At 62.3% G+C, this 21,794-nt stretch carries 23 protein-coding genes and 1 pseudogene; 8 read left to right on the top strand and 16 right to left on the bottom strand.

The window, feature by feature from the left end; all coding sequences use genetic code 11:
• Positions 1-13 precede the first annotated feature (13 nt).
• The gene (locus GJ699_RS26745; RefSeq protein ID WP_154382170.1) at positions 14-814 is read left to right on the top strand and encodes an outer membrane protein assembly factor BamD; all 801 of its coding nucleotides are present in this window, start codon (positions 14-16) and stop codon (positions 812-814) included.
• A gap of 112 nt (positions 815-926) precedes the next feature.
• Here GJ699_RS26745 and yaaA read toward each other — a convergent pair whose 3' ends face one another.
• Positions 927-1,697 carry a peroxide stress protein YaaA gene (yaaA, locus tag GJ699_RS26740; RefSeq protein WP_154382168.1) on the bottom strand — a complete coding sequence of 257 codons (771 nt, stop codon included), beginning with the start codon at positions 1,695-1,697 and terminating at the stop codon, positions 927-929.
• Between the two features lie 35 nt (positions 1,698-1,732).
• On the opposite strand from yaaA, the gene GJ699_RS26735 reads away from it, so the two are divergent.
• From GJ699_RS26735 to GJ699_RS26725, 3 genes are read left to right on the top strand one after another with little or no spacing between them, the layout of a single operon-like run.
• The gene (locus GJ699_RS26735; protein WP_154382166.1) at positions 1,733-2,167 is read left to right on the top strand and encodes a putative toxin-antitoxin system toxin component, PIN family; all 435 of its coding nucleotides are present in this window, start codon (positions 1,733-1,735) and stop codon (positions 2,165-2,167) included.
• A gap of 58 nt (positions 2,168-2,225) precedes the next feature.
• Entirely contained in the window at positions 2,226-3,404 is a 1,179-nt protein-coding gene (locus GJ699_RS26730) for a pyridoxal phosphate-dependent aminotransferase (RefSeq protein ID WP_154382164.1), read from the top strand.
• A 14-nt stretch (positions 3,405-3,418) separates the two neighbouring features.
• Positions 3,419-4,399 carry an HD-GYP domain-containing protein gene (locus tag GJ699_RS26725; protein WP_154382161.1) on the top strand — a complete coding sequence of 327 codons (981 nt, stop codon included), beginning with the start codon at positions 3,419-3,421 and terminating at the stop codon, positions 4,397-4,399.
• Here GJ699_RS26725 and GJ699_RS26720 read toward each other — a convergent pair whose 3' ends face one another.
• The 15 genes from GJ699_RS26720 to GJ699_RS26650 form a co-directional block, all read right to left on the bottom strand.
• Entirely contained in the window at positions 4,400-5,719 is a 1,320-nt protein-coding gene (locus tag GJ699_RS26720; RefSeq protein WP_154382159.1) for a tetratricopeptide repeat protein, read from the bottom strand. It abuts the gene before it with no gap.
• Positions 5,716-6,609, bottom strand: coding sequence for an ExeA family protein (locus tag GJ699_RS26715; protein ID WP_154382157.1), 894 nt, complete (start codon positions 6,607-6,609; stop codon positions 5,716-5,718). The genes GJ699_RS26720 and GJ699_RS26715 overlap by 4 nt, the downstream gene beginning before the upstream one ends.
• Before the next feature lie 2 nt (positions 6,610-6,611).
• Positions 6,612-8,354, bottom strand: coding sequence for a pilus (MSHA type) biogenesis protein MshL (mshL, locus tag GJ699_RS26710; RefSeq protein ID WP_154382155.1), 1,743 nt, complete (start codon positions 8,352-8,354; stop codon positions 6,612-6,614).
• Positions 8,355-8,369: 15 nt separating this feature from the next.
• Positions 8,370-8,705 (bottom strand): MSHA biogenesis protein MshK, encoded by a 336-nt coding sequence (locus GJ699_RS26705; protein WP_154382153.1) that lies wholly within the window; start codon positions 8,703-8,705, stop codon positions 8,370-8,372.
• Positions 8,702-9,430, bottom strand: a complete 729-nt coding sequence (locus tag GJ699_RS26700) for a type II secretion system protein M (protein WP_154382151.1) — start codon at positions 9,428-9,430, stop codon at positions 8,702-8,704. The genes GJ699_RS26705 and GJ699_RS26700 overlap by 4 nt, the downstream gene beginning before the upstream one ends.
• Positions 9,427-10,074, bottom strand: coding sequence for an MSHA biogenesis protein MshI (locus tag GJ699_RS26695; RefSeq protein ID WP_371867679.1), 648 nt, complete (start codon positions 10,072-10,074; stop codon positions 9,427-9,429). The genes GJ699_RS26700 and GJ699_RS26695 overlap by 4 nt, the downstream gene beginning before the upstream one ends.
• Entirely contained in the window at positions 10,071-11,015 is a 945-nt protein-coding gene (locus tag GJ699_RS26690) for a type IV pilus biogenesis protein PilM (protein WP_154382149.1), read from the bottom strand. The genes GJ699_RS26695 and GJ699_RS26690 overlap by 4 nt, the downstream gene beginning before the upstream one ends.
• 115 nt (positions 11,016-11,130) lie before the next feature.
• Positions 11,131-11,643, bottom strand: coding sequence for an agglutinin biogenesis protein MshP (locus GJ699_RS26685; protein WP_154382147.1), 513 nt, complete (start codon positions 11,641-11,643; stop codon positions 11,131-11,133).
• Entirely contained in the window at positions 11,640-12,515 is an 876-nt protein-coding gene (locus GJ699_RS26680) for a type II secretion system protein (protein ID WP_154382145.1), read from the bottom strand. Before GJ699_RS26680 ends, GJ699_RS26685 begins: the two co-directional genes overlap by 4 nt.
• A complete protein-coding gene (locus GJ699_RS26675) occupies positions 12,512-13,180 on the bottom strand; it encodes a type IV pilus modification PilV family protein (protein ID WP_154382143.1) in 669 nt (222 codons plus the stop codon). The genes GJ699_RS26680 and GJ699_RS26675 overlap by 4 nt, the downstream gene beginning before the upstream one ends.
• Positions 13,167-13,733 carry a pilus assembly FimT family protein gene (locus tag GJ699_RS26670; RefSeq protein ID WP_195763658.1) on the bottom strand — a complete coding sequence of 189 codons (567 nt, stop codon included), beginning with the start codon at positions 13,731-13,733 and terminating at the stop codon, positions 13,167-13,169. The genes GJ699_RS26675 and GJ699_RS26670 overlap by 14 nt, the downstream gene beginning before the upstream one ends.
• Positions 13,734-13,753: 20 nt before the next feature.
• Positions 13,754-14,245 (bottom strand): pilin, encoded by a 492-nt coding sequence (locus GJ699_RS35030; RefSeq protein WP_154382139.1) that lies wholly within the window; start codon positions 14,243-14,245, stop codon positions 13,754-13,756.
• 41 nt (positions 14,246-14,286) lie between these two features.
• Positions 14,287-14,757: a hypothetical protein gene (locus GJ699_RS26660; protein ID WP_154382137.1), complete on the bottom strand. Its 471-nt coding sequence runs from the start codon at positions 14,755-14,757 to the stop codon at positions 14,287-14,289.
• A gap of 60 nt (positions 14,758-14,817) precedes the next feature.
• Positions 14,818-16,047 (bottom strand): type II secretion system F family protein, encoded by a 1,230-nt coding sequence (locus GJ699_RS26655; protein WP_371867678.1) that lies wholly within the window; start codon positions 16,045-16,047, stop codon positions 14,818-14,820.
• 3 nt (positions 16,048-16,050) lie between these two features.
• Positions 16,051-17,757 carry a GspE/PulE family protein gene (locus tag GJ699_RS26650; RefSeq protein ID WP_154382135.1) on the bottom strand — a complete coding sequence of 569 codons (1,707 nt, stop codon included), beginning with the start codon at positions 17,755-17,757 and terminating at the stop codon, positions 16,051-16,053.
• Positions 17,758-17,892: 135 nt separating this feature from the next.
• On the opposite strand from GJ699_RS26650, the gene GJ699_RS26645 reads away from it, so the two are divergent.
• The 4 genes and pseudogenes from GJ699_RS26645 to GJ699_RS26630 form a co-directional block, all read left to right on the top strand.
• Complete coding sequence (locus tag GJ699_RS26645) at positions 17,893-18,609, top strand: ABC transporter ATP-binding protein (RefSeq protein ID WP_154382133.1); 717 nt, start codon at positions 17,893-17,895, stop codon at positions 18,607-18,609.
• Positions 18,610-18,617: 8 nt separating this feature from the next.
• A complete protein-coding gene (locus GJ699_RS26640) occupies positions 18,618-19,523 on the top strand; it encodes an ExeA family protein (RefSeq protein ID WP_154382131.1) in 906 nt (301 codons plus the stop codon).
• Between the two features lie 74 nt (positions 19,524-19,597).
• Positions 19,598-21,427, top strand: coding sequence for a pilus (MSHA type) biogenesis protein MshL (gene mshL / locus GJ699_RS26635; RefSeq protein ID WP_154382129.1), 1,830 nt, complete (start codon positions 19,598-19,600; stop codon positions 21,425-21,427).
• Positions 21,424-21,794, top strand: a pseudogene (locus GJ699_RS26630) (tetratricopeptide repeat protein); the annotation flags it as partial. The gene mshL (GJ699_RS26635) and the pseudogene GJ699_RS26630, both read left to right, overlap by 4 nt.

The raw sequence follows: 21,794 nt of genomic DNA, 5'->3' as shown, positions 1-21,794 counted from the left end.
TCTTGCAAAAGATATGCAAAAAAAATTATCGGTAGTCGCAGCAACAGTAGTTCTGCTTGGTTTGTCCGGTTGCGGCCTTTTCTCTGAAAAAGCCGACGAAACAAAAGGTTGGAGCGCATCGAAATTATACTCGGAGGCGAGCGAAGAACTGGACGGCCAGCACTACGAACGTGCAATTCAGTTGTACGAGAAGCTGGAATCGAGCTATCCGTTCGGCACTTACGCCCAGCAGGCGCAGATGAACATCGCCTATGCCTACTACAAATCGCAGGACCAGGCGCAGGCGCTGGCGGCGGTCGAGCGCTTCATCAAGCTGCACCCGAATCACGCCAACGTCGATTATATGTACTATCTGCGCGGCCTGATCAACTTCAACGACCAGATCAGCTTCCTGAACTTCCTGTACGAACAGGACGCCACCGAGCGTGATCCGAAAGCCACGCGCGAAGCCTATGCCGCCTTCAAGGAACTGGTGACCAAGTTCCCGAACAGCAAGTATACGCCGGATTCGCTGGATCGCATGCGTTATCTGCTGAACGCGATGGCCTCGTATGAAATCCACGTCGCGCGCTACTACTACCGTCGTGGCGCCTACTTGGCTGCGGCGAATCGCGCGATGGGCATCATGAGCGACTTCCGCGACACGCCGTCGATCGAAGAAGCGCTGTTCATCATGATCCGCAGCTACGACAAGCTGGGCATGACCGAGCTGAAAAACGACACCGAACGCGTCTTCAAGCTCAACTACCCGAACTCCAAGTTCCTGGACGAAGGCAAAAAAGCCCAGAAACAGTGGTGGCAGCTCTGGAATTGAAGTAAATCTGTGTAAAAACATCCGGGGTCAATCCTCCCAATCCAACACGGGCTCTGCCGTAGCGAACGCTACGGCAGAGCCCGTGTTGGATTGGGAGGATTGACCCCGGGTTTTATGCCGCTAGTTGGCGGCGGAACAGCCAGGTGTTTTCGTTCGATGCGTCGGGTACGTATTGGTAGCCGTCGATGTCGAAGTTTTTCAGTTGCTGCGGGTCGGTGATGTGGTTGACGGCGGCGTAACGTGCCATCAGCCCGCGCGCGCGTTTGGCGTAGAACGAGATGATTTTGTATTTGCCGTTCTTGTAGTCTTCGAATAGCGGCGTGATCACCGGGACGTTCAGCAATTTCGGTTTGACCGATTTGAAGTATTCCTCGGACGCCAGGTTGACCAGGGTTTCGGCGCCCTGCTCATCCGCCGTCTGGTTCAGCGCGCCGGTGATGGTTTCGCCCCAGAAGTCGTACAGATTCTTGCCACGCGCGGTGCTCAGGCGGGTGCCCATTTCCAGCCGGTGCGGATGGATCAGGTCCAGCGGCCGTAACATGCCGTACAGGCCCGACAGGATACGGATCCGCGCTTGCGCGTAATCCAGCTGTTTCGGCGCCAGCGTGCGCGCGTCGAGGCCGTCGTAGACGTCGCCGTTGAAGGTCATCACGGCCTGACGCCCTTCGCGGGTGTCCTTGGTCCACGAGACGTAACGCGCCACGTTGAGCGCGGACAGGTTGTCGGACAGGTCCATCAATTTGCCCAGCTCGACTGGCGACAATTCGCGCAGGCGGTCGATCAATTGCTCGGAATGGTCCAAAAACGATGGTTGGGTGTGCAACTGGGTGGTCGGCGGCGTCTCCAGATCGAGACTTTTTGCCGGGGAAAGCACTATCAGCATAAGATTCCAAAAAACATTTTACGTAACTAGCCTACATGATACCTGTTCCAAAGAAAGTCGTTATCGACACCAACGTTTGCCTCGATCTGTTCGTATTCAAGGATCCGCGCTGGGCCGTGCTGCTGGAGGCGATCGAAAGCGGCGCGGTGCAGGCGATCACGCGCGCCGATTGCCGCGATGAGTACAACATCGTGCTGCACTACAAGCATTTGCCGCTGGACGATGACAGCCGCCCGCTGGCCGCCGCCCGCTTCGATCAGCTGATTCAGGTGGTGGCGCCGCCAGTATCCGGCGTGCGCCTGCCGGTCTGCAGCGACAAGGATGACCAGAAGTTCCTCGAACTGGCGCGCGACGCCCAGGCCGACGTGCTGATCACCAAGGACAAGGCGCTGTTGAAGCTGGCCCGCCGCCTCGCCCGCGAGGGCATGTTCAAGGTGATGTTGCCTGAGAAGTGGACGCTGGAAGCCTGAGCACACCAAACCCGGCGCGCTGAGCTAGAATAGGCTATCAGCCAACTACTCCGCCGCCATGAATAGCCGCAGCCATCTGCCGATCACCCCTGCCCTGACCAGCCGCCTGCCGGCGGTCGGCACCACGGTCTTCACCCGCATGTCGACGCTGGCCGCCCAAGCGGGCGCGGTCAATCTCGGCCAGGGCTTCCCCGATTTCGGTTGCGAGCGCAGCCTGCTCAGTGCCGTCAACGACGCCATGCAGGCCGATTTCAATCAGTATCCGATGATGAGCGGCGCGCCGGTGCTGCGTAACGCCATCGTGGCCAAGATCGCCGCCATCTACGGCCATCAATACCACGCCGACACCGAAATCACCGTCACCGCCGGCGCCACCCAGGCCCTGACCACCGCCATCTTCTGCTGCGTGCATCCGGGCGATGAGGTGATCGTCATCGAGCCGGTCTACGACAGCTATGTGCCGGCGATTACGCTGGCCGGCGGCGTGCCGGTGGCGGTCGAGATGGAAGTCGGCGCCAACGGTTACACGGTGCCGTGGTCCAAGGTAGCGGCCGCCGTCAACGGCAAGACCCGGCTGATCATCATCAACACCCCGCACAACCCGACCAGCACCGTGCTGCGCGCCGCCGATCTGCAGGCGCTGAGCGATATCGTGCGCGGCACCGATGTGCTGATTCTGTCGGACGAGGTGTACGAGCACATGGTCTACGATGGCCATCAGCACGAGTCGGTCAGCCGCTATCCGGAACTGGCGGCGCGCGCGTTTGTGGTGTCCAGCTTCGGCAAGACCTACCACGTCACCGGCTGGAAGATCGGCTACGTGGCGGCGCCGGCGGCGCTGACAGCCGAGTTCCGCAAGGTCCACCAATACAATGTCTTCAGCGTGAATACACCGATGCAGCACGGCCTGGCCAGCTATATGGCCGATCCGAAGCCGTATCTGGAACTGCCAGCGTTTTACCAGCGCAAGCGCGATCTGTTCCGCGATGGGCTGAAAAACACGCGTTTCGAGTTGCTGCCGGCCGACGGTACCTACTTCCAGTGCGTGCGCTACGATAAAATATCGCAACAGACCGAGGCTGAGTTCGCGGAGTGGCTGACCACCGAGATCAAGGTGGCGGCGATTCCAGTCTCGGCGTTTTACCAGCAAGGCAAGGAGTCGGGCATTGTGCGCTTCTGCTTCGCCAAAAAAGATGAGACCCTGGCACTCGCCCTGGAGCGACTGGGTAAAGTTTAAGATCGGGATTAAAAATGTCCGAGACCACGCAATTGCAACCGCCGCTGGAGGCACCGGCGTTTGCCGCATCCACGCCTTCGGTGCTGCATCAGCTGAACCTGTGCAACCGCCAGCTGGAACGCCTGCTGCACAATCTGCGCAACGAGCACAACGCTGAGGGCGACATCCGCGAGATTGCGCGCGAGGTGATCGGCGCGGTGGCGCTCAATCCGGACGTGGCGCTGGCCTGCATCTTCCTCAGCCAGATCAACGGTATCTACGCGGTGCGGCACTGTATTGAAACCGCCGTGGTGACGGTGGTGATCGCCCGCAGCATGCAGATGGCGCCGGAGCAGGTGCTGACCGTGACCGCTGCGGCGCTGACCATGAATGTCGGCATGCTGCGCCATCACGAAACCTTCCAGAACAAGAACACCCCGCTGTCGCGTGAGGAAATGGCGATCGTGCGCCGCCATCCGGAGGAAAGCGTGGACATGCTGCGCTACATCGGCGTGGACGACGACGACTGGATTTCCTGCGTGCTGATGCACCACGAGAACGATGAGGGCAGCGGTTATCCGGCCGGCATCGCCAGCCCGGAGGTGACGCTGAACGCCAAGCTGCTCAGCTTTGCCGACCGCTATTGCGCGCAAGTCTCGGCGCGCAACTACCGCAAATCCATCCTGCCCAGCCTGGCGCTGCGCAATCTGGTGGATGACCAACAGGCACCGGTCGATCCGCATCTGGCGGCCTGCTTTGCGCGCGAGTTGGGTGATTTCCCGCCCGGCTGCCTGGTGCGGCTGGCGGGCGGTGAGATTGGCGTGGTCAGCCGTCGCCAGGGTTGCAGCAGCGGTTTGCAGGTGCATTATCTGCGCGACCCCGCCGGCGCCCTGCTGTCGCCGGCCCAGCCGCGCTGCATCGCTGATGGCGTGGTCATCAGCGAGGGCTTGAGCGAGGACCAGGCATCGACCCGCTTCAGCATGAAGCAGATCTGGGGCGCGCAAGCCAGTCTGTGATTAGCGCGACAGCTGGTCGAGCTTGCGGTCGATGAAGGTTTTCAATTCCGGCGTCAGGCCGCCCAGGCTGCGCGCCTGTTTGTAGGCTTCGCGGGCTTCCGGCAAGTGTTGGTCGGCTTGCAGGGAAATGCCCAGTCCCATCCACCAGACGGCGTTGTTAGGCGCAATCGACAGTGCGTCGCGGTAGTGCTGCGCTGCTTCGGTATGGCGCTGTTCGCGCTGCAGCACGCCGGCCAGGAAGGCTTGGTATTCGGCGCTGTTGGCGGCGTATGGCAGAGTGTTCAACAGCGTGTCGAGGGCTGGACCGCCTTTTTCCAGTTGCAATCGGGCCAAGACCATGGCGAGGCCGGGTTGGCGCGGGTCGATGCCGAGCGCCAGCCGCAGTTGGCGGATGGCGTCGTCGTTGCGCTTGTTTTCCAGCAGCAGGCTGACGTAGGTCTGGCGCGCGGCGTCGTTGCGCGGGTCGATTTCGACGGCTTTGTCGAGTTCGGTCAGGGCGGCGTTGACGCGGCCTTCCTGCAGCGCTTGCAACGCGCGGCGGTAGCTGTTTTCCGACATTTGCTTGGGCGTGACGTTGACGCCTTCGACGCCGTCGGCGGTAGTGGCGACGGCGCGGGCCGGCTTGCTCTGTTTTGGCTTGGCAGAAGATGACCCGTCCGCATCGCCATGCGCGGCCGATGCGGACTGCGCCGCAGCATGACCGGCGTGGGAGCCGGAAGCATCGCCGGGGAGCGGCGCGCCGCTGCGGCTAGCTGCCCGGGCACCGGATGCGCCGTTGCTGTCCGCCGCGCTTGCGACTGAGGCGGTGAGCCGGCCGTCAACGGCGTCGGCTGCGGGCTTGCCAGCGGGGACGCGCGCATCGGCGGGGGCGACGACGACGCTGCGATTATTCGGTGCGTGGCCGGCGCTGGGCACATCGGCGCGCTCGCTGGCGGCGTGGGCGCTCGCTGGCGCGTCGGCGCCGGACGCGATGGACACGGCATCGGCTGGGCTGGCTGGCGCGCTGCTGGCATGAGCGGCCAGTGCGTCGGCTGGCGCGGGGCCGGTCGGCACCGGGTCTTTGCGCGGACGATCGGGGATGCGGTTGTCCAGCACCTTGGGCACCGGCCCAGCCGGGGCGCTATGTGCCTGCCATGCCTGCCAGCCATACCAGCCACCGGCGGCCAGCACCAACACGCCCACCGCCACACCGCCCAGCAGCAGCGGCCGGCGATCACGTTCCCCCGCCGGCACCGCTTTCACGTCCTGCTGGCCAGCGCCCGCTTCGCCGCTGCCACCGCGCGCATCCAGGTCTTGCAGCATTTTATTAATCAAGCTCATTTGGTCAGCGCCCAGGTCAGGCCGCATGCGGCGATCAGCAAACTCACCCCGGCCGCCATCCACGGCCAGCGCAGCCCGCGCGACGGCGCCACCGTGTCGCTGGCGGCCAGATGCACATGGCGCCGCGTCACCTGCTGCTTGCCCTCGCCGTAGCACAGCATCAACGCCTTGTTGGCCATGATGTTGACCAGCCGCGGTATGCCGCCGCTGGCTTTGTACAGCCGCGCAATCGCGCCACGGCTGAACAGCCTGCTACCAGTGTAGCCCGCCACCCGCAGCCGATGCGCCAGATAATATTCCATGTCATCCCGCGACAGCGGCCCCAGGTGGTAATGGAAGGTGATGCGCTGCGCCAGCTGGCGGATCGCGGTCGCCTGCAAATGCTGGTTCAGCTCCGGCTGGCCGAACAACACGATCTGCAGCAGCTTGCGCTTCTCGGTCTCCAGATTGGTCAGCAGCCGCAAGGCTTCCAGGCTTTCGGTTGGAATCGCCTGCGCCTCATCCAGCAACAGCAGCACCTGCTTGCCCTGGCGCGCCAGGTCCATCAAGCGATGCGTGATCGATTTCAGCAACTGGTGCTGATCGACATCCTTCTCCAGCGCCACCTCCAGCTCATCGGCCAGCGCCAGCATCAGCGTGCGCGGCTCCAGGTAGGGATTTGGAATATAAGCCGTCACAAAATCCGGCCCCACCGTGGCAATGAACTTGCGGCACAACAGCGTCTTGCCGGTTCCCACTTCGCCGGTGATCTTGATGAAGCCCTCGCCGCTCTTGGCCGCCACCAGCAAAGTATTCAACGCCTCCTGCGAATGCGGGCTGGTGAAGAAGTAGCTGGTATCCGGCGTGATGCTGAATGGCGCTTCACGCAAGCCGAAGTGTTTGCTGTACATGATCAGTTCCGCCCTTTCAAGCGCGCCGGATCGAGCTCCTTGATGCGGCGCCCGCTGTCCAGCAGATCCTGATTCCAGTCCGACGAGGTTTCCACGATGGTCGGCTTGATCAGCACCACCAGCTCGCGCTTCTGCACCACCTCGCTCTTGCTGCCAAACAGCGCACCCAGCACCGGCACCTTGCTGGCGCCCGGCACGCCGGAGTCATCGGTGGTTGTGGCCTGACGCATCAGGCCGCCAATCGCCACCACCTGGCCATTCTGGCCGCGCACCATGCTATCCATCTCCGACGTGTCAGAGGCCGCCAGCGGCAGGTTGAAGGTGCCCAGTGAACCCAGATTCAGCGACTTGTTCACGGTCGACACCTTGCTCACCGATGGATGCACGTGCAGGATGATATTGCCCTCCTCATCGATCTGCGGCGTCACATCCAGCACCACGCCGGAGAAGAACGGCTGCAAAGTGAGATTCGGCGACACCGTGCCGTTGCCGGAACTGCTGGTGGTGGTGGTGGTGCTAATCCCGGTCACATAAAACTCATCGGTACCGATCTTCAGCAGCGCTTTCTGATTGTTCAGCGTGGCGATGCGCGGGCTGGACAGCACATGCACCGTGCCCTGCCCTTCCAGGAAGGAAATCAGCGCGGCAAAATTACTGGTCTGGAACGCCATGCCAAACAGCGAACCGGCCGCATCGCTGGACGCGCTCAGCAGGCTGCCAGCGGCGCCGCTGATGGCGGCATTACCGGCGCTGGTCAATGTGGTGCCTTTCGGCGCCAGCGTGCTGCCCGGTTGCACCGTGCCGATCGCGAAATTCTTGCCAAATGCCGCCCAGTTGACGCCACTCTGGTAGTCGCTGTTCAACTGCACTTCCAGGATCTTGGCTTCCAGGATCACCTGGCGGTCCACCGACAGCTGGGTCGCCTTCAGATACATGTCCACATTGCGCAGCTCGGCCGGCATGGCGCGGATCACAATCACGCCGGATTGCGGGCTGATGATCACGCTGCGGCCATCCTTGCCAGGATCGACCAGCGCGTCCAGCGCCGCTTTCAGCTCCAGCCAGAAATCGCTTTCTGACTGGGTGGCCACGCTGGCCGAATCGCGCTGGGTCGGCGTGCCGTTCGGATTATTCGGATCGCTGCTGCCGTTGTTATTATTGGTGGTGTTCGAGTTGTTGTTGCTCTGGCCGCCGCTGTTGCTGACGCCGGCAGTGCCCACCGAAGTGGACGACACCCGCAGGCTGGAACCGCCCTTGCGCACCGCCATCAGGTAATTGATCTTGAACATCTTGGTCTGCATGGTCAGCGGACGGATGTAGATGCGGGTACCCTCGATCTTGTAATCGTAGCCATACAGCTCGCGCACCGCGTCCAGCGCCTCGAACAGCGTCACGTCTTTGAGGTTGGCGGTGATGGTGCCGGTGACCTCGGGATTGATCAGCATGTTGTAGCGCGTGCCGGCCACCAGCGAGTTATAGAACTGCTGCACCGGCACATTGTTGAACGACACATTGAAGCGCTCATCCAGCACCGCGCGCGCCTTCGGCAACTGGTCGGCCAGCTGCGTCACCGGCGGCAGCAAGGCGCTGGACACGGCCTCGTTCGGCGTCACCACAGCCGGCTTGGCAGCGGCCGCGTTCACGTCGTTGGCGATCTTGTCGTAGGTGTCGCGAGTGGACGCGGTCTGGCAGGCGCTCAGCAATAGCGTTGCGGACAGCACGGCGAGGGTCAGGATGTTTTGCATAAGCGTTCTTCGCGTTTAATGAGCGGTCTTGTTCTTGGCTTCGTCCGGGAACAAGGTCAGCACCTGGCGGTGACGGCCGTTTTGCAGCACCACCGAATTCTTATTCACTTGCACCAGCGTGGCGCCGTTGAACTTCTCGCCCTTGCGCACGGTCTGGCCATCGATCACCGCCACCTCACGGCCGCGCGAGCCGATCAGCACCGATTGCAGCTGCGGGCCGCTATAGGCCGGCGTGTCCGACTGCGCGACCGGCAGCAGGCGCGATTCGGGCGGCGGCTGGGTTGGGTCGGCCAGCGTCTGCGCCGAGGCCGCGCTCCACCACAACAGGCCAAGCAGGCAAAGGCGTTTCATAATTTCATCCAGTTCTGATCCAGGCTCAGCGTGTACAGCGTCAGCGTCAGGCGTGAGTTCGGGTACTGCTGCGCATCCAGCCGCGCCTTGCCCCAGAACAGCTGCACCGGCAGCTTTTCCAGCGCGTCCATGTAGGTAATCATGTCCAGATAACTGCCTTGCAGCACGATCTCGACGCCGTGGCGATACAGCAGCTCGCGCGGCTTGGGTGCGGCGGCTGTGGCGCCGGCGGCTGGCGCAGTCGTGGTCAGCACGGCAGGCTTGGCCTCGGCCTGCGCCACCGCTTCGTTCAGGCCGGTCACCGGCAGCGTCTTCATCGACATCAGCTTCAGCTTGCCGTTACCGCGCAACAGCTGCTCCAGCAGCGGCGCGATCTTTTGCGGCGCCACCAAGCCTTTTTGCATCGCCATCAGGCCACTGCTGGTGGTGTCGATCTCATGCCGCACCGAGGCCAGCCGGTTGCGCGTGGCCGCGTCCGGATCGGACACGAAACCCTGCGCCTTGGCGGTGATCTCCATATCGATGCCGGCGATCTGGTTTTCCTGCTGCTTGATCTGCATCTGCAACAGCTTCTGCCGGTTCAGCAGCGGCTCCATCGCCAGGGTGTAAATCATGAACAGCACGATGCCGACCAGCGCCGCGAAGATCATGGCGCGCTCGCGCAAGGTCATCGCGTCCAGCTTGGTACTGAGCTTAATCCATTGTTCAATCAGCTGCTGTTTCATTTGGCAGCCTCCTGCACCAGCGTGGATTGCAGGTTGAACTCAACGAACGGCGGCGCCACCGGCGCGGCCGCGCCCTGCTGCTGCACCGCTTGCGTCTCCGGCCGGCCGATATCCAGGCTGGCAAAGGTTTTGCCGTGCATGACGCGCTCAGCGGTCAGGCGCGAGATGTAATTCGGAATCAGCGTGGCCTGCATGGCGCGGCCCTGCACACCGATATCGCTGCCGGCGCCGTTGATGCTGACGCCGGTCAGCCACAATCCGTTGACGTTCTGGCGCGAAAACGCGCGGAAGTATTCGGCATAGCCCTCGGTGTTGCCGAGCGCGCCACCTTGCAGCATCGACGACGCATCGTGCAGCGCCTTCAATTCCGCCTCGGCGCCGACCAGCTCGGCCTGCAGATGAGGATCGGCGCCGCGCGGCGCGTACAGGGCGTTGACCTTGACCAGACGCTGTTCGCGCGCCGCCAGTATGGTCTTGCCGACGTTGGCGGCCTGCTCCAGCTGGTTCACGCGATAGTTGGCGTACCAGCTCAGCAGCAGCACCCCGGCCACGATCACGCCCAGCGCCTCGGCCATCGGCACTGCGGTGAAGATCTTCTTCTGCTTGAGGAAGATGGGATTGAACAGGTTGATCTGCTGGCTCACAAATGCACCTCCTCGTGCCGCAAGGCCGCGCCCAGCGTCAGGAAGAAACGCTGCTGTTGCGCGGTGTCCTGCAATTCGGGGGCTTTGCTGAGGTCGAACACATCGGCCAGTTCCATCGCTTCCACCGGCGTGTACAGATTTGCGGCCAGGTGTTCGTGCAAGCCCTCGGCGCCGGTCGGCGCCAGCAGCAGCTTGAGCACATTCACAAACGAGAACTGACGGTCGAAGTGATCCAGCGAGCGTTGCAGCTCCAGCGTGATCTTGTCGAACTGCGCCTGCTGGCGGTCGGAATCGCGTTCCAGCAGCTGCTCCAGCGTGACATCGATGCGGCGCGACAGATACAGCTCAGTCTTGTAGGTGATGGTCAGCAGGCCGCCATCGGCGCCGAACGACAGCATGGCCAGGCCGCGTCCATCGGTCTCCAGCAAGGCCGAGATGTTCCGCTGCGCCATTTCGGGTATATCGATCACGGTCAGGTCCAGGCCGGATTCGCTGAATAGCGTCTGGCGCGACTGGATCAGCGAGTTACGGGCGGCGATCGCAAACATCTGCTGGCCGCGCGCGGCGGCGCTGGTGTCGGCCGGGATGTCCAGTACGTCGATGGTGGCGTCGTCGATGTGGAAGTCGAGCATATCCTTCAAGCGCCAGCGCACCGCCGTTTTCATTTCGTCCGGCGGAACGTTGGGACGCTCGACCATCAGCATCTGGTATTCGCCGCCGGCCAGCATGGTGCTGCAGCGGTAGTTGCCGGCCTTGACGTCCTTGTGCATGCGCTCCAGCGCTTCCGGCGACAAGCTGTGGTCTGCCGGGTAAAAAGAGGACAGTTCCACCACTGCCTTGGCGTCGCGCACGCGCTGCACACGGCCGGCGCAGACGCCGTCGCGCAGGAACGTGACTGTCAGCCAGCCATCGGATTTTTTTGCTTTTTTAAAGAAACCCATATGTCAGTGGAGGTATACGCGCTAGATGCTTGATTATATTCAACTTACACAGCTTTACATGCTCAAAATGGCAATCCAGCTGCAAAAATACACACATTTCCACATGGTTGCGACATTAAAGCTGCGCCCGGATCTTGCGTTGTACATAATCGGTGCCGGGCGAGCTGTTCGGACAGCCGTTCGCGCCGGGCTGATTGCAAGCGGTGACTTCGATCGCGAAGTGGCCGGCGGTCGAGTCGTTGGCGTCGTTGCTGCCCAAGCCGTCTATTCTCGGACCACATGTAACAGTGACGGTGAACTGCGACAACGTCGTCCCTGCCGGCATGGCAAACGTGGTACTGGCCTTCTGCCCTTGGCAGCCCAGGCGACCCGCAGCGTTGACGAGGGTTTTGTCGGTCGGGCTGCTTTCCAGCGCAACGTACAGTGCCCACTCCATGCCCGCTTTCGCCGCCTGATAGGCCCGCATGCCCTGCATGTCCTGCGCCGAGGCGGATTGCTGGCTGCTGCTGAGCGACACCGCCACCGCCGCCAGTCCGGCCACCGCCACCAGCAGGAAGATCGCGGTAACGATGGCCACCCCGCGCATCGCGCGCCGCGCCCGCAAACGCTGAAGCTTGTAGGTCGTCATGGTGTGTTATCCACGTGAATTTGCTGCGACAGCGTGACCGTCTCCAGCCCGCCGCTGTCCGGATTGGCGCGCGCCAGCGCAATCGACAGCCCGACCAGCGCGGTGTTTTGATTGGCGGCCTGCTGGGTCCAGAACTGGCAGCCGTAGACATTATCAGCCATCAGCGCGGTATAGCCGCCAGTCGGCACCGTCTGCGCACCGCTGGAAGGCAGCTTCGTCGCGTAACCCCACCTGCGCGTCAGCGTCCCCCTGCCGGTAGCGGCATCGTTGCTGCAAGCGAACGTCACTGGTGTCATCGCCACCTGAAAGCGCTTGCCGGGCGACGCATTGCTGAACTGCGTGGACGTAATCGACACCCGCTGGCCATTGACACTGACGACGGGGGCGACATTGCCGCCGGCGTAGGCGTCGGCATTGGTATAGCCGGCGCCGAGGTTGTAGACCACGATGTAATCATTAGCCGCGATCGCATAGGGTGCGGCCGGCATCGGGCCGACCACCTCGAACGCCGCCGTCGCGGCGGTAAAGCTGAGCGGCGGGTGCGCGGCCGGATCGGCGCCATCCTCGGCTGCCAGATAGATTCCGCCCCCCTTGGTGGGGATGAACTCCAAGTAGGACACATTTCCCACCACCATCCAGCGGATACTGTTCGGCAGCGCGCCGTGCAACTCACGCGCCATGCGGCGTAGCGCGATCTCGGCCACGTCCGCCATGTCGGCGCGCTCGGAGGTTTCGATATAACTCTGCACCGGACGGCGGATAAACAACACCATCACGCTGGCCAGAATCGCGGTCAGCACCATGACGATTATGGCCTCCACCAGCGTGAAACCGCGCGCGCGCTTGCCGAATCGAATGCTCAGCCGCCTCATCTTGCCCTCGGTGCGTAACGGGTGCGGTAGCCGTCCAGCCGCACGAAATCATTAGCGCCGCTGCCGTAGGTGACCACCAGCGTAATCTGCAGAATCGCCATGCCATCCTCAGTGGACGAACTGAGCGCGGTGCCGGTGCCCAGCGCATTGGCCGGATTGACCTTGCTGATCGACAGCGTGGTGGTGATGCCGCTCATCGACACATTGCCCAGCTTGCCGCCTACCGCATTCACGCCGAGCGCGTTGCCGGCCACATCGCGGTCAACCAGCGTGCCACTGCTGTCGGCCACGGCAAAAGCGCGTACCGCGCTGCCGCTGGCGTTCGGCACGTAGTCGTTCAAGTTGTCGAAGGGCCGGGTGTTGCCGGCTTCTGGGCCGAAGGCTTCCGGTATGCTGTTGCAGCCGCCGACGGCGGTCACGGTGGCGGCGTTGGCGTCGGCCGGATCGCAATAGGTCATCTGCGCCTGCTGCAATTCTTCCATGTAGGCTTCCGCGACCAGCATGGCTTGTTTGCGGCGCGCGGGGTCCGTGTTGTTGCGGTTGGTGAGGTTGATCACGCCCAGAATGCCGGCCGCCGCCACGCCGACGATGACCATGAAGATCACCAGTTCGATGATGGTGAGGCCGCGCAGGCGGCGCACGCGTGGCTGACTAATAGTGCGCATAGCCGGTTTCCGCTTCTATCGTCAGCCTCAGGCTGTTGCCGCCGCTGGCGAAGGTGAGCACCATGGAGGCCATGTCGGTACCATCGCGGTTGTAGGGTCGGCCCATGGCGTCGAAGAAGAAATAGCCGCCGCTGCCGAACTCGGGGCGCGAGGTATTCGAGCTGACCGTGACGGTGGATGGCCGGCCTTCGCACATCCACAACGCCGCGTAGCCGCCGGCTTGCTGGCAATAGGTTTTGGTGGCGCTGCTGCCGCTGTTGGTGCCGGCGGGAGTAGCGATGACCTCGCTGCCGCCGCAGGCGGCGCCAGAGCAGACGGCGAAGCTGTTGCCGTTCGATTGCACGAAGATGTTGCGGTTTTGCGCGATGGCCAGCTTTTGCGCGTAGCGGATGATGGTCTTGGCCTGGTCGGCGTAAGCGCGGTTATCGAAGGTGGTGTTGTCGTGGAAGCGCCCGACGGCAACCGCGCCCAGGATGCCCATGACGATGATCACCGTGACCAGCTCCACGATCGTGAAACCGGCCTGCAACGGCCGGAACGATGGGGAGCTCACGACAACGTCCGCCGGACCTGTTACCTGCAGTTGGTGTTGGTGAGGTTGGTGGTGACAATCACCGGTGCCGTATTCACCGCCGTCGATTCAGTGTAGGTAAAGTTGCAGTTGCTGTTGGTAGCCACGCTCGCCGGACGAATGGTGATCGTGGTGCCGCTGATGCTGGTCTGGTAATCGGCGGTATTCGTCAAGCCGGCCGCGTTGGCTATGCTGGCCACGGCTGGGAAGCCGTTCACCATATTAATGGTAACGCCTTCCATCGTGACCGTACCGGTCGCCGCAGACGCGGTGTTGCCGGCCAGGGCCGCGCCGTGGGTCATCGCGATAGCGGACCGGGTGGCGCCAACGGCAGCATTCAGCGAGGCGACGCGGGCATCGCCGCCCAGGTCGGAAAAACGTGGCAAGGCGGTGGCGGCCAGAATGCCGAGAATGACGATCACCACAATCAATTCGATCAGCGTGAAACCGCCTTGGGCGCCTTGACGGATTGCAGTGCGTGCTTGCTTGTTCATTACTTTCTCCAAATCGTCGAAAAATTCCTGCGCGGTTTGCGCTAGTCCTTTACTTGCTCAAAGGCCACACTTACGGGTTCCGGTGTGCCTGACGGCTTGGCGGGGCTATGGGGCAAGCGAAATAATTTTACCTTGAATTTCAAACGTTTCGTTTGAGCATCTCCAAAAGAATTTCGCTTATTTAACAAATAAATCAGAGTCTTGTCACCTCGGTCGAAACACCAGTTTCCGTTGCCGATGTCGTCATTACTAGGGTTGTACAATTCACCACTATAATTATTGGGCTTAACTTTTAGTAAATCCAAAGGATTTTCTTCGGTTAAAAAGGTTAAATCCTCACTTCGATCAAGCAATTTTAGTTGCGCCACCTTAATTTCTAAGGCAGTTCTCAGGGAGGCCACCGTGGACTCTACGGCCGCGCGCTCCGCTTCCCCTTGGTAAAAGAACACGCGGTTTAACAATACGGCCATCAAAATACCCAGCACGCAGACGCTCACCGCGAATTCCAGCAAACTCGCGCCCCGTTGTTTCCCCGATACACTAGTTATAAGAAAGCTCACCGTTGTTCAGATTTAGTGGTGCAGCGCCGCTTTGCCCAAATCCCAAATCGGCAGGAAGATGCCCAGCGCCAGGATCAACACCATGATGCCGAGGAACACAATCAGGATCGGCTCGATCTGCGACGACAAGGTCTTCAACTCGTAATCCACCTCGCGCTCATACATCTGCGCGATCTCGTCCATCAGCTCATCGATCGAACCGCTCTCCTCGCCCACCGCGATCATCTGCAGCACAATCGGCGTGAACACGCTGGCCGCCGTGGCCGTGCGCAGGATACTCTCGCCGCGCTCGACGCCATCGCGCATCTGCTCCACGCGCGCGGTCAGATAAGCATTGTCCACCGTCTGCGCCACCACCGACAACGCCTGCACAATCGGCACGCCGCTGCGGCTGGACAGCGAAAAACTGCGCGCAAAGCGCGCCAGCGTGGCTTTCAATATGATCTTGCCAGCCACCGGAATGCGCAGCTTGAACTTGTCCCACTGATACAGCCCACGCTCAGTGCCGGTCCAGCTGCGGAACAGCCACACCGCCAGCACCAGCCCGCCCGCCATCACCGGCCAGTAACGCACCGTAAAATTGGACGTGGCGATCAACACCCGCGTCATCAGCGGCAACTCGGCATTGAATTTGGCGAACACGCCAACAAAAGCCGGAATCACAAAAATATTCACGATCACCATCGCCACGATCATGGCCACCACCACAAAGCTCGGATAGCGCATCGCGGTCTTGACGCGTTCACGCATGTCGCGGTCGAACTCCAGGTGGTCGAACAGGCGCAGGAATACTTCCTCCAGCCGCCCGGTCATCTCGCCCACCCGCACCATCGACAGATAAAACGGCGTAAACACGGTCGGATGGCGCCGCATCGCGGCCGACAGTTCGCGCCCCGAATCCAGCGACTCGCGCAAATCCTTGATCACCTTGCCGAACGATTTGCTGACCGCCGATTCCTGCAAACCCGCCAGCCCGCGCATGATCGGCACGCCGGACTTCAACAAGGTATACATCTGGCGACTGAACAGCTGCACGTCCATCGACGTGACTTTCTTCTCCAGCAGCTTGGCCAGCCAGCCCTCGTCGCCATCGGTCACGGCTTTGGTGGTAACCACGATCTCGATCGGCGTCACGCCGGTGTTGAACAGCTGGTCGGCCACGGCGCCGCTGTCGGCCGCCTCCAGCACGCCTTGCATCAGCTCGCCGCGCGCGTTGCGCCCTTTGTATGCGAAGAAAGGCACGGCTTATTCCTCGACCTGGTTACTGATGCGCATGGCTTCCGAAATGGTGGTGCGGCCCTGCACCACCAGCTGCACCGCGTGCCGGCGCAGCGTCTCGCCGGCCATTTGCGCCGCCGCCACCTTGAGGAAGTGCGCCGGGTCCGGATCATTGGCGGCATCGACCACCGCGCGCGTCATCTCCAGCAATTCGTAGACGCCGGTACGGCCGCGATAGCCCATGCCGTTACAATGCGAGCAGCCCTTGCCATGAAAATAACGCGCTTTGTCGACCTTGTCGCGCAGCTCCAGGCTCAGCCACTCGCGCTCGGTCGGGGTCGGCTCGTACGGCGAGGTGCAGCTTTCGCAGATCATCCGCACCAGCCGCTGCGCCAGCACCGCCTGCAGCGACGACCCCACCATATAGCGCGGCACGCCCATGTCCATCAGCCGCAGCGGCGTGCCGAGCGCATCGTTGGTGTGCAGCGTCGACAGCACCAAGTGACCGGTCATGGCGGCGCGCAGGCCGATGGCGGCGGTTTCCTGGTCGCGCATCTCACCCACCAGCACGATGTCCGGGTCTTGCCGCAGCGCCGAGCGCAGCACGCGCGCGAAGTTGAGGTCGATCTTGTCGTTGACCTGCACCTGGTTGATGCCGGCCAGCCGGTACTCGACCGGGTCTTCGACCGTGATCAGCTTTTTCTCCACCGAGTTCAGCTCGGACAGCGCGCAATACAAGGTGGTGGTCTTGCCGGAGCCAGTCGGCCCGGTCACCAGCACCAGCCCGTTGGGACGCTGGATGATGGCGCGGAAGCGCTCCAGCAGTCCGCGCGGCATGCCGATCGCGTCCAGCCGCAGCTGGGTGCCGCCCTGATTCAGCAGTCGCATCACCACCGATTCGCCGTACTGGGTCGGCATGGTCGAAATCCGCACGTCGATGCGCTGGTTCTTCACGCGCGCCACGAAACGGCCGTCCTGCGGCAGCCGTTTTTCGGAAATGTCCAGGTCAGACATCAGTTTCAGCCGCAGCGCCAGCGAGGGGGCGATCTTGATATCGGCCTCGGTCTGCAGATGCAGCACGCCGTCGATGCGGAAGCGGATCTGCAGCCGACCTTCCTGCGGCTCGATGTGGATGTCGGAAGCGCGCACCTGGGTGGCGTCGTCAAACACCGACTGCAGCAGCTTGACCACCGGCGCCTCTTCCAGATTCGGATTGGCCGCCGCCAGCGCGCCAAAGTCGACCGAGGCGTCGCCGACGTCTTGCTCCAGCTCGCGCGCCAGGTCGGAAATATCCTCGGTGCGGCGGTAGATGCGGTCGATCGCCGCCATCACCTCGGTCTCGTTGACCACCGCCAGTTCGATATCCTGTTTGACGATGCGGGCGATTTCGTCATAGGCAAACAGGTCGGTCGGGTCCGACATGCCGACCAGCAGCGCGCCGCGACGGTCCTCCAGCACCAGCGCGCGGAAGCGGCGCGCCTGGGTCTCCGGCAGCAGCCGCACGATTTCCGGATTGATGTTGAAGAACTTCAGGTTCAGGTAAGGGATGTTGAGCTGGCGCGCCAGCGCGCCGGCGATCTGCTCTTCGCTGACGTAGCCGTTCTCGACAAACACGCGGCCCAGCTTGCGGCCGCTGCGCTTCTGGTCGGCCAGCGCCAATCCCAGCTGCTCTTCGGACAGCAGTTTTTGCTGTACCAGAATCTCACCAAGCCGGACTTTCTCTGGCCTCGACATACCCGCTCCCCGATCATTCTCACAAAAACTTGCGGCCATTCTATGCCAGATGTGTTTTTAGAGCGAGCGAAGGTGTCGCTTTCTTTGGACGAATGCGCTACAGTGTGGCTCGTTTCATTCGCCCACGTTGCATCCATGACCGTCCCCGCCCTGCGCTTTCAGCAAGTCGTCAAACGCTACGGCGCCGCCAGCGTGCTGCGCGGCGTGGATCTGGAACTGCAAGCCGGTGAATGCTTCGGCCTGGTCGGCGTCAACGGCGCCGGCAAGACCAGCCTGATCAAGTGCATGCTGGATTTCTGCGCGCTGGACGGCGGCAGCATCGACATCTTCGGCCAGCCGCATCACCAGCCGGCCACGCGCGCGCCGCTTGGCTTTCTGCCCGAACGCTTCACGCCGCCGTATTATTTAACGGGCGCCGACTTCATCCGTTATTTGCTAAGCTTGCAGCATCTGGACTATGTGCCGGCGGCGGTCGACGCCATGCTGGCGGCGCTGGACCTCGATCCGGCCGCGCTGCGGCGCACGGTACGCGGCTATTCCAAAGGCATGATCCAAAAACTCGGGCTGGCGGCCTGCCTGCTGGCGCACAAACGCTTATATGTACTGGATGAACCGATGAGCGGACTGGACCCGAAAGCGCGCGCCTTACTGAAAGAACAACTGCGCAACCGGCATCGCGCCGGCAGCACGGTGTTCCTGACCTCGCACGCGCTGGCCGATGTCGACGAGCTGTGCGACCGCATGGCGATCCTGCACGATGGCCAGATCCGCTTTGCCGGCACCCCGGCCGCATGCCGCGCCCAGTTCGGCGCGACCACCCTGGAACAAGCCTTCCTGGCTTGCATCGCGTGAGCGCCCCCATGTACCGCACCCACTTCGGCCTGCGCGAATCGCCGTTTCATATCACGCCCAATCCGGCCTTCTTCTATTCAGGCAATGCGCGCGGAGACATCCTCAGCGCCATGCTGTATGCGGTGACCAACGGCGAAGGCATCATAAAAGTCACCGGCGAGGTCGGGGTCGGCAAAACCATGTTGTGCCGCATGCTGGAACAACGGCTGCCGGCGCACATCGACGTGATCTACCTGGTCAACCCGAATCTGAATCCACTTGAAGTGCAACACGCGATCGCGGCCGAACTGGGCCTGCCGACCGCCGGCCTGCGCGCCGACGAAGTGCAGCGCAGCCTGCACGCCGAGCTGATAGCCAGGCACAGCGCCGGCCGCCAGGTGGTGCTGCTGGCCGAGGAAGCCCAGGCCATGCCGCTCGACACGCTGGAAGCGATCCGCCTGCTGACCAACCTGGAAACCGCCAGCAGCAAGCTGCTGCAAATCGTGCTGTTCGGCCAGCCCGAGCTGGACCAGAACCTGGAATTGTCCAGCATGCGCCAGCTGAAAGAGCGCATCACCCATAGCTTCCAGGTGCCGGCCCTGCAGGCCGAGCTGACCGGCGACTTCCTCGCGTTCCGCCTGCGCGCGGCCGGCCACGACGGTCCCAGCCTGTTCAGCCCGGCGGCGGCGCGGCTGATCGCAGACGCCTCGCAAGGCATCGTCCGCCGCATCAACATCCTGGCCGACAAGGCGCTGCTGGCGGCGTTTGCCGAGGATGCCGACACGGTCGAGGCCAGCCATGCGCGGCTGGCGATCCGGGAGTCGCCGTTCCGCCGTCACGGCCGTTGGCCGGGCCGGGCTGTTGTTATAGGGGGTGCGTTGCTGCTGATTGGGGCTATTTGCTGGGGCATCCTTGCAGTGGCACCCAATTTGTAAGATCATGTTGTTCATAATTGCAATTGCACAACAAAAACAGCCATTTACTGCATTTCCTGGGCCGGATAGAAACAATGACAAAACTCAGCTCCCCCTTCGTCCCTGTGGTGTGCAGCGTCTTGCTGAGTGCTTGCGCCAGCCATACCATTCCGCCCTCGCCACTGCATATCAGTGAGCCGGCGCCGGCCACCGGCAGTATTCCGGAGCCGGTACAGCAAAGTGTGGCGCTGCCGCCACCCAAGCCGGCCGCCAAGGTCGAGACCTTCAGCGTGACGGTGCACAAGGTACCGGTGCAGTCGCTGCTGTTCGCGCTGGCGCGCGACGCCGGCATGAATGTGGACGTCCATCCGGGCATCGATGGCATGGTGACGCTGAACGCGCTCGACCAGACCCTGCCGCAGCTGCTGAGCCGCATCCAGCGCCAGGTCGACATGCGCTATGAAATCAACGGCAACACGCTGCTGGTGCTGCCGGATACGCCCGAGTGGCGTAATTACAAGGTCGATTACGTCAATATCTCGCGCACCACCAACAGCAGCGTCAACATCGCCACCCAGATTTCCACCAGCGGCGCCAGCGACACACTGAGTCCGGCACAGAGCAGCAGCACGCAATCCAACAGCTCGTCCAGTAGTAGCAGCAATCAGTCGACCACTAGCAACAGCGGCGCCAACGGCACGTCTAACGGCTCCAACAACTCGACCACGGTGGTCAACAATCGATCGGAAAATAACTTCTGGTACAACCTGGAGAAGAATATCCGCGACATGCTGCGCGCCTCCACCGTCAGTGAGAGTCCAAGCGACCCGCTAGCCGCGCTGCAGCAGGCGCAAACGCCGCCGCAACCAGGCATGCAGCCGGCGGCGCCGTTGCCTCAGGCGTTCCAGCAGCAGAGTGGCGGCAACAATCAGCAAGCCAAGTCGGCGGTGATCGTCAATGCCGAAAGCGGCCTGATCGCAGTACGCGCGACCGCACGCCAGCATGAAAAAATCCAGCAGTTCCTCGATCTGGTGCTGGGCGCCGCCAAGCGCCAGGTGCTGATTGAAGCAACCATCGTTGAGGTCAAGCTGAGCGACAACTATCAGCAAGGGATTAACTGGGCCTCGGTGGGGGCCGGCGGCCTCAAACTGACCCAGGGCGCGGTCGGCACGCTGGCCAGCGGGGTGACTGTGGGCACTACGCCTGGCATGTTCGTGCTGAACTATACCAACTCGAACAGCCGCATCGGCAATATCGCCAGCACGATTCAGTTGCTGGAATCGTTTGGCAAGGTCAAAGTCCTGTCCAGTCCCAAGATCAGCGTGTTGAACAACCAGACCGCGATGCTGAAGGTGGTCGACAACAATGTGTTCTTCACCATCAAGGTGACGCCAGCCACGCTGAATTCCACCGGCGGCGTCAGTACTCCGGCCACCTATGAGTCCAAGCTGGAAACCGTGCCGGTGGGGATCGTCATGAGTGTCACGCCTCAGATTTCCGAAAGCGACGAAGTGACGCTGAACGTGCGGCCGACCATTACGCGCGTGGTCAGCTACGTCAAGGACCCCAACCCGACGCTGGCGGCCAGCAATGTCACCAGCAATATCCCCGTGATCCAGGCCCGCGAGCTGGAGTCGATCATGAAAGTGCCAAGTGGCCAGATCGCCGTCATGGGCGGCTTGATGCAGGATTCGGTCGACAACACCAAAGATGGGGTGCCGGTGCTGAGCAGCATTCCGCTGGTGGGCGAGCTATTCTCCTATCGCAACGAGACCAGCACCAAGACCGAACTGGTGATCTTCATGCGGCCGGTGGTGGTCAAGGACACCGGCATCAACGGCGACTACAAGGATTACCGTTACCTGCTGCCTGACCAAAAGCCCGACACCCAAGCGTATCCTGTTCCCAAGGCGAATGGATCATGAGTCTCTTAATGCAAGCGCTCAAGAAAGCCGAGCGCGCCAAACAAAACTCGGTCGCCGACGACGAGCTGGACAAGCCATCGGAAGCATTTGACGAATTGCTGGCACTGACGCCAACGCCGGCAGCGGCGGCCGAACCGGCGCGCGAATTCAACCTGGACGGACTGAGCCTGGAACCGATGGCGCCGCCGGTTGCCGCCGCCGACGAGCCACGCCCATCACCCAGTCCGCTGCCCAGCGACAGCGATCACAAGCAACCGGGCCAGACACTGGACCTGGCGCCCGATCCGGCCGCGCCGCCAGCCGCCGCCCCGGCGGCCGCAGCCGAGCCCCTGACGTTCACGCCGGCAGCCAGCAGCGCCGCGCCGCC

The sequence above is a fragment of the Duganella guangzhouensis genome (assembly GCF_009674535.1).
Lineage (GTDB): Bacteria > Pseudomonadota > Gammaproteobacteria > Burkholderiales > Burkholderiaceae_D > Rugamonas > Rugamonas guangzhouensis.
The sequence above is the reverse complement of the archived record's forward strand: the minus strand, read 5'-3'. Positions and strand labels throughout refer to the sequence as shown.